General features: G+C 59.7%; 17 protein-coding genes and 1 tRNA gene. 13 read left to right on the top strand and 5 right to left on the bottom strand.

The window, feature by feature from the left end; translation table 11 throughout:
- Positions 1 to 33 precede the first annotated feature (33 nt).
- Genes Q7V31_RS11065 through Q7V31_RS11055 form a run of 3 tightly spaced genes read left to right on the top strand, consistent with a single transcriptional unit; the run spans position 34 to position 3,845 of the window.
- Positions 34 to 882 carry a MaoC/PaaZ C-terminal domain-containing protein gene (locus Q7V31_RS11065; RefSeq protein WP_304734248.1) on the top strand — a complete coding sequence of 283 codons (849 nt, stop codon included), beginning with the start codon at positions 34 to 36 and terminating at the stop codon, positions 880 to 882.
- 19 nt (positions 883 to 901) lie between these two features.
- Positions 902 to 2,947 (top strand): NADPH-dependent 2,4-dienoyl-CoA reductase, encoded by a 2,046-nt coding sequence (locus Q7V31_RS11060; RefSeq protein ID WP_304734247.1) that lies wholly within the window; start codon positions 902 to 904, stop codon positions 2,945 to 2,947.
- Between the two features lie 58 nt (positions 2,948 to 3,005).
- Entirely contained in the window at positions 3,006 to 3,845 is an 840-nt protein-coding gene (locus Q7V31_RS11055) for an IclR family transcriptional regulator (RefSeq protein WP_304734245.1), read from the top strand.
- On the opposite strand, the gene Q7V31_RS11050 is transcribed toward Q7V31_RS11055, so the two are convergent.
- From Q7V31_RS11050 to Q7V31_RS11040, 3 genes are read right to left on the bottom strand one after another with little or no spacing between them, the layout of a single operon-like run.
- Positions 3,846 to 4,739, bottom strand: a complete 894-nt coding sequence (locus Q7V31_RS11050; protein ID WP_304734243.1) for an alpha/beta hydrolase — start codon at positions 4,737 to 4,739, stop codon at positions 3,846 to 3,848.
- A gap of 15 nt (positions 4,740 to 4,754) precedes the next feature.
- Positions 4,755 to 6,437: an amidohydrolase family protein gene (locus Q7V31_RS11045; protein WP_304734239.1), complete on the bottom strand. Its 1,683-nt coding sequence runs from the start codon at positions 6,435 to 6,437 to the stop codon at positions 4,755 to 4,757.
- 58 nt (positions 6,438 to 6,495) lie between these two features.
- Positions 6,496 to 7,599 (bottom strand): amidohydrolase family protein, encoded by a 1,104-nt coding sequence (locus Q7V31_RS11040; protein ID WP_304734237.1) that lies wholly within the window; start codon positions 7,597 to 7,599, stop codon positions 6,496 to 6,498.
- A 156-nt stretch (positions 7,600 to 7,755) separates the two neighbouring features.
- Between Q7V31_RS11040 and Q7V31_RS11035 the strand changes: the two genes are divergently transcribed.
- Both Q7V31_RS11035 and Q7V31_RS11030 read left to right on the top strand, forming a co-directional pair.
- Positions 7,756 to 8,568, top strand: a complete 813-nt coding sequence (locus Q7V31_RS11035) for an enoyl-CoA hydratase-related protein (protein ID WP_304734235.1) — start codon at positions 7,756 to 7,758, stop codon at positions 8,566 to 8,568.
- A 39-nt stretch (positions 8,569 to 8,607) separates the two neighbouring features.
- A complete protein-coding gene (locus Q7V31_RS11030) occupies positions 8,608 to 9,696 on the top strand; it encodes an LLM class flavin-dependent oxidoreductase (RefSeq protein ID WP_304734234.1) in 1,089 nt (362 codons plus the stop codon).
- A gap of 269 nt (positions 9,697 to 9,965) precedes the next feature.
- Here the strand turns inward: Q7V31_RS11030 and Q7V31_RS17360 are convergent, their stop codons facing one another.
- Positions 9,966 to 10,166 carry a DEAD/DEAH box helicase family protein gene (locus Q7V31_RS17360; RefSeq protein ID WP_370690656.1) on the bottom strand — a complete coding sequence of 67 codons (201 nt, stop codon included), beginning with the start codon at positions 10,164 to 10,166 and terminating at the stop codon, positions 9,966 to 9,968.
- A 264-nt stretch (positions 10,167 to 10,430) separates the two neighbouring features.
- Here Q7V31_RS17360 and Q7V31_RS11025 point away from each other — a divergent pair, with 264 nt between their 5' ends.
- From Q7V31_RS11025 to xerC, 8 genes are all read left to right on the top strand, one after another.
- Positions 10,431 to 11,348, top strand: coding sequence for a PD-(D/E)XK nuclease-like domain-containing protein (locus Q7V31_RS11025; RefSeq protein ID WP_304734233.1), 918 nt, complete (start codon positions 10,431 to 10,433; stop codon positions 11,346 to 11,348).
- 231 nt (positions 11,349 to 11,579) lie between these two features.
- Positions 11,580 to 12,278 carry a hypothetical protein gene (locus Q7V31_RS11020; protein ID WP_370690652.1) on the top strand — a complete coding sequence of 233 codons (699 nt, stop codon included), beginning with the start codon at positions 11,580 to 11,582 and terminating at the stop codon, positions 12,276 to 12,278.
- Positions 12,279 to 12,289: 11 nt separating this feature from the next.
- The gene (locus tag Q7V31_RS11015; RefSeq protein ID WP_304734230.1) at positions 12,290 to 13,234 is read left to right on the top strand and encodes an AAA family ATPase; all 945 of its coding nucleotides are present in this window, start codon (positions 12,290 to 12,292) and stop codon (positions 13,232 to 13,234) included.
- 39 nt (positions 13,235 to 13,273) lie between these two features.
- Entirely contained in the window at positions 13,274 to 13,717 is a 444-nt protein-coding gene (locus Q7V31_RS11010; protein ID WP_304734229.1) for a single-stranded DNA-binding protein, read from the top strand.
- Between the two features lie 59 nt (positions 13,718 to 13,776).
- The gene (locus Q7V31_RS11005) at positions 13,777 to 13,962 is read left to right on the top strand and encodes a hypothetical protein (protein ID WP_304734228.1); all 186 of its coding nucleotides are present in this window, start codon (positions 13,777 to 13,779) and stop codon (positions 13,960 to 13,962) included.
- Between the two features lie 325 nt (positions 13,963 to 14,287).
- Positions 14,288 to 14,599 carry a hypothetical protein gene (locus Q7V31_RS11000; RefSeq protein WP_304734227.1) on the top strand — a complete coding sequence of 104 codons (312 nt, stop codon included), beginning with the start codon at positions 14,288 to 14,290 and terminating at the stop codon, positions 14,597 to 14,599.
- A gap of 23 nt (positions 14,600 to 14,622) precedes the next feature.
- The gene (locus Q7V31_RS10995) at positions 14,623 to 14,850 is read left to right on the top strand and encodes a hypothetical protein (RefSeq protein WP_304734226.1); all 228 of its coding nucleotides are present in this window, start codon (positions 14,623 to 14,625) and stop codon (positions 14,848 to 14,850) included.
- The gene (gene xerC / locus Q7V31_RS10990; RefSeq protein ID WP_304734223.1) at positions 14,841 to 15,878 is read left to right on the top strand and encodes a tyrosine recombinase XerC; all 1,038 of its coding nucleotides are present in this window, start codon (positions 14,841 to 14,843) and stop codon (positions 15,876 to 15,878) included. Before Q7V31_RS10995 ends, xerC begins: the two co-directional genes overlap by 10 nt.
- A 96-nt stretch (positions 15,879 to 15,974) precedes the next feature.
- On the opposite strand, the gene Q7V31_RS10985 is transcribed toward xerC, so the two are convergent.
- Positions 15,975 to 16,049 (bottom strand) — tRNA-Glu (locus Q7V31_RS10985).
- Positions 16,050 to 16,343 lie beyond the last annotated feature (294 nt).

The following is a 16,343-nucleotide window of genomic DNA, read 5'->3' as shown; positions in this document are numbered from 1 at the left end:
GAGAAATAACAATTCAAGAGCAGGATCGGGACAATGAGCGGAAAAAAGACGATTTCAAAGGATCTGGTCGGCATGACGTTTCCGGCCGTCGATGTGGAGTGGTCTGACAAGGACACGATACTCTATGCACTTGGCGTCGGCGCTCGTCCCGCCGACGGGCTTGATTTCATTTACGAAGGCCGGGGACCGAAAGTTTTGCCGACTTACGCCGTCATCCCCGGCGGGCGAGGGCTCGCCGGGCTGATGAGTGGCGTCGAGATGAAGTTGGAAATGCTGCTGCATGGCGAGCAATCCGTCGAGTTGCTGCGTCCCTTGCCCTCATCGGCCAAGATCAAGATAACGGGACGCGTTTCCGAGGTTTGGGACAAAGGCAAAGCGGCCGTCATCGGGGTTGAGAGCACAGGTTCCGACGAAAGAGGACCACTCTTCAAAACTCATGCGACGCTATTTGTGCGCGGTGCCGGCGGATTCGGCGGAGAGCGCGGGCCGTCAGGCGTCGACTCGGCACCGCCGGCCCTGACGCCTGACGCCGTCGTCGAGGACGTGACGCGCCCCGAGCAAGGGGCGATCTACCGCCTCTCGGGTGACCGCAATCCGATCCACATCGATCCGGATTTCGCCAAGTTGGGCGGCTTTGAAAAGCCCTTTGTTCACGGGCTTTGCACATATGGCTTCGTCGGCCGCGCGGTCCTGAGCGAGCTTTGCGGCAACGATCCCGCCCGCTTCAAATCTCTCAGCGGGCGCTTTGCCGCTCAGGTCCATTTCGGCGACACCATAATAACGAAAATGTGGAAAGCGGGCGACGGCATCGCTATCGTGCAGGCCGAAACCCAAAACGGCAACGTCGTCCTGTCTCAGGCCAGGGCGACATACAAGTCCTGACGGACGGAAATTGGTCAAAGTGAAAAAGATATCAAACCACTTTGCTCATCTGCTTGAGCCGCTCGATCTGGGGTTTACGACACTCAGAAATCGCGTGTTGATGGGATCGATGCACACCGGCCTCGAAGAGATGCCGGACGGCTTCGAGCGGCAGGCCAGGTTCTTCGCAACACGGGCCAGAGGCGGCGCCGGAATTCTTGTCACCGGCGGCATTTCGCCGAACAGGGCGGGAAGGCTCGCGGAGCGCGCGTCGGTCATGACTGAAGACCTCGTTGAGGGTCATCGTGTGATTACGCACGCCGTCCACGACGAAGGCGGAAAGATCGCTCTCCAGCTCCTGCATGCTGGCCGCTACGGCCGGCACGCAGAACTGGTGGCGCCCTCCGCAGTCAGATCCCGCATCAACCCGCTTACGCCCCGCGCCCTGAGCGATGAGGAAATCCTTCAGACTATCGAGGATTTCGGCACCGCCGCGGCGCTCGCCCGCGAAGCCGGATACGACGGCGTTGAAATCATGGGTTCGGAGGGCTATTTTCTCAATCAGTTCACTGCGGCGCGTACAAATCAGCGCACAGACGACTGGGGCGGTTCGGCTGAGAACCGGCGACGCTTGCCGGTTGAGGTCGTGAGGCATGTCCGCAAGCATTGCGGCCTGGACTTCATTGTCGTCTACCGGATATCCGTCCTCGATCTCGTCGAGGGGGGAAATTCCTGGCCGGACGTCGCCGCCCTTGCAAAAGATGTCGAGGGGGCCGGAGCGAACATCCTCAACACCGGCATAGGCTGGCATGAATCGCGTGTGCCGACGATCGCTCATATGGTGCCACGCGGAGCTTTCACCTGGGCGATCAAGCGGCTCAAGGCGGAAGTCGCGATACCTGTGGTCGCTTCCAACCGGATCAATACGCCCGAGCAAGCGGAGCAACTGATTGCGGACGGACAGGCCGACATGGTTTCGCTCGCGCGTCCGCTATTGGCCGATCCCGATTTTGTCGCGAAGACGGCATCAGGCGCATCGTCGAACATCAATACTTGCATCGGCTGCAATCAGGCCTGCCTCGACAATGCCTTCACCGGACGGCTGACAACCTGCATGGTCAATCCTGCGGCATGCCGGGAAGTTGAATTCAAGATCGTGCCAGCAGCCAGAGGAAAGCACATCGCGGTCCTTGGCGGCGGCCCGGCGGGTCTTGCCTGCGCTGTGACCGCAGCCAAACGCGGCCACAAGGTGGCGCTATTCGAAGCCGACATCGAAATCGGCGGTCAGTTCAATCTGGCGCGACGGATTCCCGGCAAGGAGGACTATGCCGAGACCATCCGCTATTTCAGGAACCGGCTCGACGAACTGGGCGTCGAGGTTCGTTACGGTCGGCCGGCTTCGCCCGCCGATCTGGAGAGCGGAGGATTTGACGAAATCGTCGTCGCAACCGGCGTTCGCCCACGCCGTCTCGACATTCCGGGTGCGGATCACCCGTCGGTCCTGACCTATGTAGAGGCAATCACAAATCCCGCACACGTCGGCGCCGAGGTTGCCATTATCGGTGCCGGCGGCATCGGCTTCGACGTGGCGGCGCTCCTCTCGCACCCGCATGGCGCGCACGATCCGTCACAGCCCGATATCGAGAGATTTTCCTCCGAGTGGGGAATTGATTTGAGTTATACGCAACCGGGCGCATTGCTGGCCGCCAATCATCAATGGCCGTCTGTCCGCAAGGTTCATCTTCTCCAACGCAAGGCGCGCGACAGTTTCGGCGCTGGCCTGAGCAAGACGCGGGGATGGGCAAACTTCCTGGAGGTGATGTTCCGCGGCGTTACGATGACCGGCGATGTAACCTATCTGAAAATCGACGACGCCGGGCTCCACATCGAAGCAGGCGGCAAACCGCAGACGTTGAAAGTCGACACGATTGTCGTCTGTGCCGGACAGGAATCGGCGGACGACGCGTTGTCGTTCGCACGGTCCCTAGGCAAACCCGTTCATGCAATCGGCGGCGTCGACAAGCCGCAGCAACTTGATGCGGTCAGGGCGATTGAGGACGGCACGCGCCTCGCGCTCTCTCTTTGAGGAAACAAATGAAAAAACGAGGGCGCGGCAAGAGACCATATGAAATCAGAGTTGTCGCATGAACACTAACATCCTCAAATCCGAACTACCCTCGGCGGCAACGGTAAAATCCGCGACCCGCGTTCTGGAGATTTTCGAGTATTTCGACGAAGTCAGACGCCCGGTGACGATTCAAGACGTGGCGCAGGCGCTGAGTTATCCTCATTCCAGCACCGCAGCTCTTTTGAAGAGCCTTGTCAGCCTCGGTTATCTGGAGCACGACGACCGGGGCAGGACTTTTTTTCCGAGCATCCGGATATCTCTGCTGGGAAACTGGGTGGAGGCCGAGGCGTTACCGATCCGGAATGTTCAGCGCCTTATGAGACGGCTTTCGGCCGATACGGGGTGCACGATCATCCTTGCTGCGCGTCTGGGAAACCATGCTCAATATGTAAAGGTGATTCAAGGCACGTCGCCCATCCGCTTTCATGTCAAGCCAAGCACCAGGCGAATGCTCGCTTTTTCGACGATTGGCCGCGTTCTGCTCAGCGAACTTCCCTTGCTCGAAGCGAGACGTTTGATTCAGGACGCCCTTGCCGCCATGCCGGAGCGGCGGGCATCGACGCAGGAGATCGAAGACGAACTGCAAAGAATCAGAAAACGCGGCTTCGCGCTTTACAGCGATCTCGTGACTCCGGGGGCCACCATGCTGGCGATGCCCATTCCGACGGGTCCGTCCGGACGTCCGGTCGCCATCGGAATAGCCGCTCCCAAAGAGTATTTTCGCAGTCGCAAACAAACATTCGCAGAGTTATTGAAAAACGCCATCGCCGAGCACATTTCACAAAACGGTCAAAGCCCTAAGGAGACCCTCGGCGACGTGGACCAGCTCGAAGGCGACGATGATATAGCGCCGTAATCATCCGAGCTTTGTATTCAGGAAGCTGGCCATCTCGTCGATCGCCGCCCGGCCTTCGCTCAAGACCGGCGCAAACCAGTGCCAGACATGAATCATGTTCGGCCAGACATGGAGATCGGCGGATACGCCGACTTCTTTCAATCTATCGGCCAGTAAATGGCTATCCGAGAGCAAAACCTCCGAACTGCCGACCTGAATCAGGAATGGCGGCAATCCCTTGAGATCGGCGTATACTGGCGATGCTAGAGGCATCCTGCGCGGGGTTGAAGTACCCAGATAGGCCGCCGTCCATAGCTCAAGATCGGCATGGCGCACCATCGGGTCCACATTCGCCTTCGCGCCGTAAGATGCGCCTTTATTTTCAAGATTGGCCCAAGGCGAAATACAAACGGCTGCGGCCGGAAGTCTGAGACCGGCATCGCGCGCCGCAAGAAGCGTGGCGACCGTCAGACCGCCGCCAGCCGAATCTCCTGCCACGGCGAGCTTCGCCGGATCGACACCCGTCTCGATTAACCAGCGATAAGAAGCAAGTGCATCATCGACCGCAGCCGGAAATGGATGCTCTGGCGACCGTCTGTAGTCGATCAGCAGAACCCGGCCATTCAGGGCAAGAGCTATATGCGCCGCAAGATGGCGATGCGAGTCGAGAGAACCAAGCGCATAGCCCCCTCCATGCAGATAGAGCAAAACCCGCTTGCCGGCGCCGGCAGCCGGTGCCAGCCATTCGCCGGGAACCCCGCCGGCGGAAACCGGCGTGACTGTCACGCCTTCGGGAAGACCGAATGCTTTTCCGGCCTCGTCATACGAGGTACGAAAATCCTCAAGAGAACGAGCCTCCTCGGTCACAAGGCCCGTAAGCAGCTGACGAACGATAGCAAGTTCCTCAAGACTCATTTTTGCACGCCCTCCTCAGGCCGCCGCGCCATGTCGCAACAGGCGGCCTGGCAAACGACCTTCGGCGCCCAACACGTCGACGCCATTGCGCCGGACCAATGTCCCGTTGACGACGACGGCCGAAATGCCCGAAGCATCGGAAATCAGCCGGTCTTCGCCAGCAGGCAGGTCGTAGACTCTGCGAAGGGAACTTGCGCCAACCGTTTCGGCGTCGAAGATCAGGACATCGGCGGGCATTCCCACAGCAAGGCGACCGCGATCCTTGATGCCGAACACCTCGGCGGGCCGCGATGTCAGCATCCGCACCGCCTCCTCCAGCGTCAAGACGTGCTTTTCACGGACCCATCTCCCGAGAAGATGGGTGGAAAAACACGCATCGCAGAGTTGGCTCGCATGCGCGCCTGCGTCCGAGAGGCCAAGCACCGTGCAGGAATCGCGCAGCAACGTTGCCACCTCATCTTCGTCCGCGTTCGCGACAGGCAGACGGAACCGCGCTTGCAGATCGCTTTGAATCGAAAGATCCAGCGCAAGATCGATCGAGTTGCATCCTAGTTCTGCGGCTACGTCGCTCACCAGCCGTTCCCCGAACTCCGGCCGATCCGGACAATGAGCGATGACCGCTTTGTCCCATGCATTGAGCATCGGGCCACGCATCGCGTCCCGGAATCCCGACCGGAAAGAGTTGTCGGCGTAAAGCCTCAGTTTTTCCGCGCGGTCGGCTTTGTTCACCGGCGCGAAGACCGGCATGCTCTGGAACAGAAACGGCTGTTCGAATCGAAATTCAAAATTGAGCGGCCTGCAGGTGACCTGCGGAAATACTGCGTAACCAGCCGATTGAAGTTCGTTTGAGCGCGCCAACTGCTCGGCTGCCGAGCCGACATTCAGCACACCGCCACCGCCCAGCAACGCCGTCCAACTGACATGGCGGCCGGAAACGCGGTTCAATTCCGCGAATTCGTCGAACGACAACTCCTTGCCGACGGTGGCCTGTATCACGCCTTCGCCCGCCTCGCCCAGCGCCGACGCGATCTCCCGTATCTCGCTGAACTCCGCCAGCCGGCTTGGAACCGGCCGCCCCTCATAGCCTACATGCGTCGGCGATTTCGAAGTCGCATAGCCGAGCGCGCCTGCCTCCAGTCCTTCACGCATGATGCCCTTCATGCGCCTGACCTCGTCCGGCCGCGCCGCCCGTTCGGTGGATTCAGGTCCGAGGGCATAAAGGCGCAGCGGCGTATGCCCCAGAAGAACGGCCACGTTGATCAACGTACCCTTCTTTTCCACGACATCGAGATATTCGGGAAACGTCTCGAACCCCCAATCGTCGCCGAGACCGGCCTCAAGCGCCTTGACGCTCATGCCCTCGACATTCTCGAGCGTCCGCAGAATAAGGCTGCGGTGCTCCTTGCGCGTCGGTGCGATGCCGAAGCCGCAATTGCCCACCACGACCGTCGTCACACCGTGCCACGGCGAGATCGACAGCTTCCTGTCCCAAAGAAGTTGCGCATCGTAATGCGTATGGATGTCGACGATGCCGGGAGCAACCACCTGCCCCCGGGCATCGATAGTCGTCCTCGCACCGGCGGGGGCGTGTCCCATGGCCACAATTTTGCCGTCGATAATACCGACGTCTCCGGCATAACCCGGAGAGCCGGTGCCGTCCACGATGAATCCGCCCACGATCTTCAGGTCGTAGTCCATGAAAACGCTCTTTCTATGAATCGCAAATCATCAAGCCAGCACGTCCGTATACGGAGCGTCAAACGGCAAGCTTGTAGAGTTCCGCGACGTTGTCGTGGCATATCCAGTTGCGTTCCTGCACACTCAGATCTTTCGTGTGCTCTTCGAGCATCGCTTGCGACCAGGGCCAGGTCGAATCCGAATGCGGGAAGTCGTTTGCCCACATCAGGCGGCGAACGTTGCACATATCCTTCATTCTGAAGGCAACCCAGTCGTCCTGGAACGTCACATAGATGTTGTCGCTGAAATATTCGCTCGGCATGCGCTTGAGCGGCGGCGCCTTCATCCAGTAGCGATGACGCTTGTAGGCATGGTCCATGCGATACATGTAGTGCGGAACCCAGCCCGCATCGGCCTCGACGCAGACAAGCTTGAGGTTGGGGAAGCGATCGAAGACGCCGCCGAATATGAAGGTACCCATCACGTCCTGGCAGCCGCGAATGATCGACAGGAAGCCGTTGATACGCGGTCCCCGGACCTGACCCGAAAGACTGTCCGATTTGCCGGTCAGGATGTGGAACGAGAGCGGCATGCCGCACTCGACAGCGGTCGCCCAGACCTTGTCGTATACAGCCGAATCATAGTCCTCGACGGCGGGGTTTCCGGGCATCATCACGCCCTTGAAGCCCATCTCCTTCGCATGCCTGATCTCCGCAACGCCATCTTCCGGCGACCGCATGGAAACCTGCGCAAGACCGTAAAGACGGTCAGGCGCCTCCGCGCAGTATTCCTGCAGCCAACGATTATAAGCGTCGAAGCAGGCTTTCTTGTAGTCGAAGTCGGGATGGTTGCAGATCACCATTCCGACCGTTGGATAGATGAATTCGGCCGCAACGCCGTCCTTCTCCTGGTCCGCGACGCGGAACTTGGCGTTCCAGCCGCTCTTCCATAGATCTTCGAAAGCGACGCCCTCTGTCGTGATCTCCGCCGGGTCCTTGCCGGCGGCGGCCACCAGCCCCATTGGAACCGGAGACCCCATGCCATCGACGATGAAAGCGTCGCCGACCTTGTCGATCCGCTTGATGCGCGGCGCGCGATCGCGGAATTTGGGATCAATGTAGTCAACATAGCAATGCGGAGGTTCGGTGATGTGCGAGTCCGCGGATATGGGCTTCTTGATCATTGGCTCTCCCCATGTCGCATCTGGCTTCGAGGCCGCGACTTTTTAATCTTGAAATTCCTAATCATGAATATTCGCTAGCCGATTAACCCCGAGTCAAGATAAATTCATATCTATGCGATAAACAACACATATGTGTTATTTGGAGGAGGCACGAACATGACGGCCGAACCGGCCTTGCTCGAAAAAAGAGGCCACATCGCCCTGGTCACACTCAACCGTCCGGAAGCGCGCAACTCGTTCAGTCCGGAAATGCTGGTCAGGCTTGCCGGTCATTGGGAAGATGTGCGCGACGATGTGAATATCCGCGTCGCTATCGTCACCGGCGCCGGAGACAAGGCGTTTTGCTCCGGCGCGGATCTCGGTCAACTCATCCCGCTCATAAATGGCGCACGCAAACCGCAAAACGAATGGGACCGGAAAATTCTGGATGACCCGAATATCCTGGCCAAGGGCTTGTTGCGCACATTCGATGTGACTAAGCCGGTCATCGCCGCGATCAACGGCTTTGCCGTCGCGGGCGGAATGGAGCTGGCGCAAGGAACTGACATGCGTATCGCCGCGGATACCGCGAAGCTCGGTGTGCAGGAAGTCAAATGGGCGATTTTTCCAGGCGGCGGCTCAACGGTGCGCCTTCCGCGCCAGATACCTTATGCAAGGGCGATGGAACTGCTGCTCACCGGCGATCTGATCAGCGCACAGGAAGCCTACGATCTGGGATTCCTGAATCGCGTCGTTCCCCAGAAGCAGGTGCTCGACGCGGCATTCGAACTCGCGGAGAAGATCGCCGCGAATGGGCCAATCGCCGTTCAGGCGATTCGCAAATCCGCCCGCGAATGCCTGGGACGCCCTGAGAACGAGGCGATGGGTATGGAGTCGCGTTTCGCAGCGCCCGTGTTCAAGACCGAGGATGCGCGCGAGGGGCCCAAGGCATTCATGGAGAAGCGCAAGCCGAACTATAGAGGCCGCTAATACCAAAAATAGAAATCATAACAAGAGGGAGACACTCCGATGCAATTCGGCGTTCAGATGGTGTTTCAGAATTTCGACAGGGCCAACTCCGGCGTAACCGACGGCCAGGTCTATGACGAGGAAATCCGCTTGGGGCTTTTAGCGGAAGAACTCGGCTTCGACGCATTGTGGCCCGTCGAGCATCATTTCGAGGACTATTCGTTTTGTCCCGACAACACCCAGTTCCTGAGCTACATGGCGGCGCGCACCAAACGTATCAAGCTGGGAACCGGCGCCGTCATCCTTCCCTGGAATGTGCCCGTTCGGATCGCGGAAAAGGTTGTCCTGCTGGATCACCTTTGCCAAGGCCGAACACTCTTCGGGATGGGGCGCGGCCTGGCGCGCAAGGAATATGCCGGCATGGGCGTGAACATGGACGAAGCGCGCCAACGCTTCGATGAAGCAAGCCCGATGATCATCGACGCTCTCGAGACAGGTTTCATCGAAGGGAGCGGCCCCTTTTATCCGCAGAAGCGGATCGAAATCCGTCCCAATCCGCGCGGCTCCTTCAAGGGGCGCATCTATCAGGTCGCCATGTCGCCGGAATCCGTTCTTCAGTGTGCGAGGGCAGGCGCGCGGATGGTGATCTTCGCTCAAAAGCCATGGGAGGCTCAGGCCGAGGCCGTCAAGGAATACAAGGCTGCGTATAAGACGCAGCACGGCAACGACGCACCGCCGATCATGATATGCGACTTCACCTATTGCGACACCGATCCGGCTCGCGCCAAGGAGCTGGGACAGAAATATGTGACCAACTATCTGCTTTCGGTACTCGATCACTATGAACTGGCCGGCGAGCATTTTAAAGACGCCAAGGGCTACGAGTCCTACGCTCAGGCCGTCGACGCCATTCGCGCACTCGGCAAGGAGGGAATGGCCAAAACCTATCTTGATGTCACGGCCTGGGGGACGCCCAAGGAAATCGTCGAGAAGTTCGAATATCGCAAATCGCTTCTGGGCGAATTCGACATCAATCCCTGCTTCCTTTTCGGCGGCATGAGCTACGAGGAGGCAGCCGAAAGCATGCGTTCGTTCGCCAGACACGTCATACCGGCGCTGAAAAAGAGCAGCAAACGCAAGGTGGCTTGACGCGATTGTTTCCGGAGGTCGCCCCCGTCTCGGGGAGTTGATGGACTTACGTGTTGGTCCCGCTATGACGCCATTGCGGAGAACATGACGGTTAACGGACTGGCACAGCAATTCTCAACGCCGTGAGATCGTGATCCATCCACTTCCTATCGATTGGTTTTCATCGTATGCCCGCTTTGGTCTTGCGATGCTTCTTAGCAACGTAGAGCGGCCTACGGCGAGCGCGACATCCTCCCGCTTCCAGTCGCCGGCCCGCCGGTCGGCCGCGCTCAATATCCGGCCGCTGCGACGCCCCGCTCTATGCCGAGCGCCCCCAGGCGATTTGAGACTTTCCGGACCAGCTCTTTCCTATGCACGACGACAAGCACCCGCCCGTCGCACTCGACCGCAAGCTGACACATAGCAGCAGGGAGCATCGTTCTTCCTGATCCGGTCGACGGGACATAGCACACACGCCGTGAGCTCCGGATTGCATCCCGACATCGCGCTCTTGACAGTCGTGAAGCACGATAGCCGACCTCCCGACCTCCCCGGATTTGAAGTGACCCTCCGCAGCAGCAGGATCGACCGCGCTGGATATCGCCCGGCTCCGGCGGGAAGTACCAGCTTGGGGAAACACGCTTCCAGAGCAGACATGAGTTCGGGTGCGACGGTCCACTACGAACGCGCGCTCGTGAGCGAGCGCGTTCGAGCGGACCCTAGTCCCCCGGCGAAAACGAAATGGGAGTTCAGAAATGCAGAAGATCATCGAAACGTCAGGGATGAAAACTGTGTCTGAGCCCGGCGTCTATGCCGGCCTGGATGCTGCGGACTATCACTCGCAGCTCACGCCAGAGCCGTCACTGTCGAGCTCAATGGCCCGGACGCTGGTCAACGAATGTCCTGCCAAGCTTTGGCACGGCTGCTATCTGAATCCGGACCACCAGCGCGAGGAGAAGGCACACTTCGATATCGGACAGGCCGTCCATCTTCTCTATCTCGAAACGGAGAAATTCGCAGCCGCCGTCGACGTGATCGACGCCGACGACTGGCGCAAGAAGGAAGCCCAGACACAGCGCGACGAAGCGCGCGCCGCCGGCAAAATCCCGCTGCTGGCCAGAACGGCGGCGGAAATTCGTACGATGCGCGCGGCGATTCTGGCACATCCCATCGCCGGGAAGGCGTTCGCGGGAGAAGGTCACAGCGAGCTCTCGCTCGTTTGGCGTGACAAGGAAACCGGAGTTTGGCTAAAGGCCCGTCCCGACTGGACGCCAGTGAGCTTCTCGTTCATCGCTGACTTGAAAACGAGCACGACAGCCAACCCGGCCGACTTCTCTCGCAAGGCGTATGGGCTTGGCTATCACATGCAAGCGGCATGGTATCTCGATGCCTGCGAAGCCGTGATCGGCACGCGGCCGAAACACTTCTGGTTTGTTGTCCAGGACAAGAGCGCACCGTTTCTCTGTAGCGTCGCCGCGTTCGACGAAGACGCGATCGCCGCCGGTCGCGCCCTCAATCGACAGGCGGTGAGGCAATTCGCTGATTGTGTCGAGCGCGACGACTGGCACGGCTATCGACAGGACGCCACGCCTGACCGGGACACGGCTTTCATACTCACGCTCCCCGCATGGGCGCAGCGCGACGTCGACAGCACGCTTCACGCGGCCGATTGACGATGACGGTCCTCATCAACACCCCCACATGGCTTGGCGAGTTCGAGGCAGGGGCCTTCTTCCTCACGAGTCGCGAGACCGGCCTGACGCTGGCCATGAGGAAAAGGGGGATCGCGGGCGAGGTGCGTGAGTGTCTTTTGACTCACGCACCCGACCGCGTCGCGGAGACATATAGCCGGATCCTCGGTCCGGCCGCGAGATGGGAGCGTGTCTACAAGCGGATTCCAGCGCATGGAGAGACACATGAAGGTTCTGATCGGCTGCGAAACAAGCGGTCGGGTCCGCCGCGCCTTCGCCGCGCTCGGACATGATGTCTGGTCTGTCGACATCCTCCCCAGCGAAGACATGAGCAATCGCCACATCGTCGGCGATGTCCGTGATTATCTCGACGACGGCTGGGACCTTTTGGCCGTCCTTCACCCGCCCTGTACGAGGCTCTGTAACTCGGGCGTGCGCTGGCTTTCCGTTCCGCCGCCGGGGCGAACTGTTGAGGAAATGTGGGATGAGCTTGCCGAAGGCGCGGCACTGTTCTCAGCATGCTGGAACGCGCCCATCGAGCGTGTAGCGGTCGAAAATCCGGTCATGCATCGGCATGCGAAAGAGCGGATCGAGAATTTCCAGCCGGCCGCGCAGACAGTCCAGCCCTGGTGGTTTGGCGATCCCGCCTTCAAGGGAACCGGCCTCTATCTCCGCGGCCTCCCGAAGCTCAAGCCGACCAGAAAACTGACGCCGCCGGCACCCGGCACAGCGACCCACCGCGCTTGGTCCCATATCCATCGTGCGGCACCCGGACCGGATCGCTGGAAAGAGCGCAGCCGAACCTTCCCCGGCATCGCCGCGGCCATGGCCGAGCAGTGGGGCGGCTATGCGCTCGAAGCAGAGGCAAGCAGAGCGCAGAGGAAACACGAAGCCGCCACGGCGGCATACTAAGGGAGTTCGATATGACGTTCGAGAAAGCTACGCGGCAGTCCACACACCTGATCGTCTCATTCTCGGGTCCGAGTGGATACGGCAAGAGCCTTTCCGCCCTCCGCTTCGCCCGCGGCCTGGTCGGCCCCGAGGGGAAGATCGGGTTCATCGACACCGAGTCCGGGCGCAGCGGGATGTATGCCGACGAGTATGACTTCCATGTCTCACATCTCCGCGCTCCCTTCACGCCCGATCGCTACATCGAGAAAATCAGAGCGGCCGAGGATGCCGGATTCGATGTCCTGGTCATCGACCAAGCATCGTTCGAGTGGGACGGCGATGGCGGCATGCTGGAGTTCGCGGATGGTCAGAAGACAAGCGGTGGCCGCGCATTGTCGGGCGAGCTGAAATGGCTCGAGCCGAAGAAGCGGCACAAGAAGTTCATCAACGCCCTCCTCGATTCGCCCATGCATATCGTTGTCTGTCTCCGTGCGAAGCCGGAATACGAACGCGTTGTCCTGAACGGCAAGGAAAGCATCGTCTTCAAGTGCTGGGCACCGATCCAGCAGCCCCATTTCCTTTTCGAAATGACCGTCTCCGCGATGCTTCACGACGGCGGTTTGCCTGACCTCGCAAAATGTCCAGGATCGCTGCGCCACGCTTTCGACGCTGCGGCGCCCATCGACGAGGAAACCGGCCGCAAGGTCGCGGCGTGGCTCGGAGACGTTCAACGCGATCCGGAGCTGGAGAGGCTCACGCGACATGCCGGGGATGAAGCCGAGAGGGGTATCCAGGCGCTTCAGGAATATTGGGGGACGCTGACGAAAGAGCAGCAGCTCAAGCTGAAGCCGAGGCTTGAAGACTACAAAGCCCGTGCCAGGGAGGTCGACGGCGGCGCCGAACAGGCGGCGAACGAAAACCGCCCGGATCTGGAAGATCCGTTCGGAAACGCAGGGCGTGCGGCGGCGGCTGAATGAAATTGAAGCCACCGCTCTCAAATAGAAAAGGAATGCGAAATGTCAGGCAGTGTTAACAAGGTAATTCTGGTCGGCAATCTGGGCGCGGACCCGGAAATCCGCCGCACGCAGGACGGTCGCCCGATCGCCAATCTGCGTCTCGCGACGTCGGAAAGCTGGCGCGACAAGACGAGCGGCGAACGCCGCGAAAAGACCGAGTGGCACCGCGTCGTCGTCTTCAACGAAGGCCTCTGCAAGGTCATCGAGCAGTACGTCAAGAAGGGCTCGAAGGTCTATCTCGAAGGCTCGCTGCAGACCCGCAAATGGACCGACCAGTCGGGCCAGGAACGCTACGCGACGGAAGTCGTGCTTCAGGGCTTCAACGCCGTCCTGACGATGCTCGACAGCAAAGGTACCGGCGGTGAGGCACCGCAGCAGTCTGGCGCACCGGCGCATGACGAAGCGCCCGGGAGTTTCGAAATGGAAGACGAGATTCCGTTCTGAATCAGATGGTCCCGGGAAACCGGGACCATATCCTTTGTATGAAACAGGGAGATCGCATCATGGAAGAATTCTGCTGGAAAGAAGAGCACGCGGCGTTCATCGAGACGCTCGCGCCGGGGCTTCGGCCGCTCGGCAGCGATGACCGCATCACGCGATGCATCAGGCTTCTTGGCGAGGCGTTGAGCGAGCACACAGAGATCGCAGCGATGCGCCGCGGCGGTTTCGTATCTCTACAAGAGGGCTGAAGACCCTTCGACAGAATACGATTTGGCCGCTGTCTATCAACGTGCCGCCCGCGTAACGGACAGGCAGCTACAGCTGCTCGCGGCGGAGCGTGGGCTCGAACTGCAGGCGCAGAAAAGCGCGCGAAGCAGGTCGCGAAGCTCGGCAAAAAGTCTTTCAAGCGCTTGGAAGCGTCATCAACTCGCTATGTATCGAGATCGAGCTGTCCGCGCGTTAAGCAGAAGTTAACCGCGAAACAACCGGGGCCTGATTTTTCTTCATCACTTTTCTGAGTGTCGGATCCATATGTTTTTCTCCACCGTTGACCCACCGTTGAAGGAGAAGAAGATGGGTATCACACAGGGCAACAAAGAGTTGCTGAGCATCTACGACCACGTCTGCTTTGAACTGCTCGGGAATCTGAGGCAGGACGATCCGTGGGAACTGATCGTGAAGACAGACAACTACGCGATGGCCTTCGACTCGTCGAGCCGACGCGAGCTCTTTCTGGCAATTGGCATTGTGCTGCCGCAGCTTCCGCCTCGTTCGGTCGCAGCCATCACGATTCACTGCGGCATGCAGCTGGGCACAGACCCGCAGGATTTTCATGACGTATGCCTTGCCGAGGTCAGGGCGGCGATCTCACCGGCAGCAGAGTAAATCGAGGCGCGCGGAGGTATCACATGAGCACGAACGCATGGACTCCGCGCGGCCTTCGGGCGCCAGAAGCTGCGCTCTACATCGGGGTCGGCAAATCGAAGTTTTTCGAGCTTGTCGCGGCTGGGAAGCTTCCGAAGGCGAAGAAAATCGACGGCTGTGTCGTCTGGGATCGGCTTGCTCTCGACGCCGCATTCGATACGCTGGGCGAGGAAAGCTCTTCAGAAAATCCTTGGGATAGCTTATGCGCGTGAAACTGAAATATGTCCTCTGCGACAAGGACCGGCACGGCAACCGCCGGTATTATTTCCGCCGCGATCGCTCGCGACCGATGGTCCGGCTCCGCGGCGAGCCTGGGTCTGACGAGTTTCTTCGCGCATATAACGAGGCCCTTGCCGGTAACTCGGCAGTGAAGAAATCGGCGGAAAGACTGCCGACAGATTCTCTCGAATGGCTGGTCAGGAAATACTACGGCAGCGCAGAGTTCGAACAGCTCGATCCGGGCACGCAGCGTACCCGCCGCAGGATACTGGAGGCAGTTTGCCGGCAGCACGGAAGCAAGCCCTATGCGCGGATCGAGCCGAAGCACATCCGTGCGCTTCGCGATGAAAAGAGCAAGACGCCCGAGGCGGCGAACAGCCGTCTGAAGGCCTTGAAGCAAGTTTTCAAATGCGCGCTGGCGGAAGGCCTGGTTGAAAAGAATCCGGCGGCCGAGATCCCAAAACTGAAAAGCAAGGGCGGCGGCTGGCACAGCTGGACGCTCGAGGAAGTCGAGCAGTTCGAGGCCCGGCACCCTGTCGGAACCAAAGCCCGCCTTGCCCTGGCATTGCTCCTCTATACGGCACAGCGCCGATCGGACGTGGTGCTGATGGGCCGGCAACATGTGAGGGAAGGCTGGCTTACCCTCACGCAGAGAAAAAATCACAAGCGGGCACCGGTGACGATCTCGATACCAGTCATTCCGGACCTGCAACGGATTTTAGACGCCTCGCCGACGGGGCGCCTCACGTTCCTTGTCACTTCGTTCGAGAACGGCTTCACCGCAGCCGGCTTCGGCAACTGGTTCCGCGAGCGATGCGACGAGGCCGGCTTGCCCCGTTGCTCGGCGCACGGGCTTCGTAAAGCTGCGGCCGCTCGCTTAGCGGAAAATGGCTGCTCGGCGAGCGAAATCATGGCGATCACGGGCCACCAGACTCTGGCCGAGGTGCAGCGCTATGTCGCCGCCGCGCAGCAAAAGGTCATGGCGAAAAGCGCCATGAAGAAGTTCAGTCGCGGGGAATAGCGAGAACACAGCGCGAAGGAAAATGGTCGCACCAGATTTTGAGTGCGACCATTTTCATTCTGAAAGGCGCAGAAAACAACGAGTTTTTGGATTGGGTGGTATCCCCTAGGGGAATCGAACCCCTGTTTTCGCCGTGAGAGGGCGACGTCCTGACCGCTAGACGAAGGGGACGGAGCAGGCGGCGCTCCTTCTATGACGGTTCGGAAAGCCGCGCAAGCCCTCCCCAAAAAAGCCTAGGGCACCGACCCTAATATCACCCGCTTGCACTGCGTCATTCGACCGCACCCGGCGATAAAACGCGGATTTTCGCTCCGCATTGTTCCAAATTACGCAGGGTATATCAATGACTTACGGTGCGTTTCAGACGCATCGCAAGCTATGTGAATTTATTGCAACGCACAAAAAATCCCGTTGACAATCTGTCACGGAAGTCCGATATTCAACTCACGAAACGCCGGTCGACCT

Source organism: Parvibaculum sp., assembly GCF_030651915.1.
In the GTDB taxonomy this organism is placed as follows: Bacteria; Pseudomonadota; Alphaproteobacteria; order Parvibaculales; family Parvibaculaceae; genus Parvibaculum.
The sequence above is the reverse complement of the archived record's forward strand: the minus strand, read 5'-3'. Positions and strand labels throughout refer to the sequence as shown.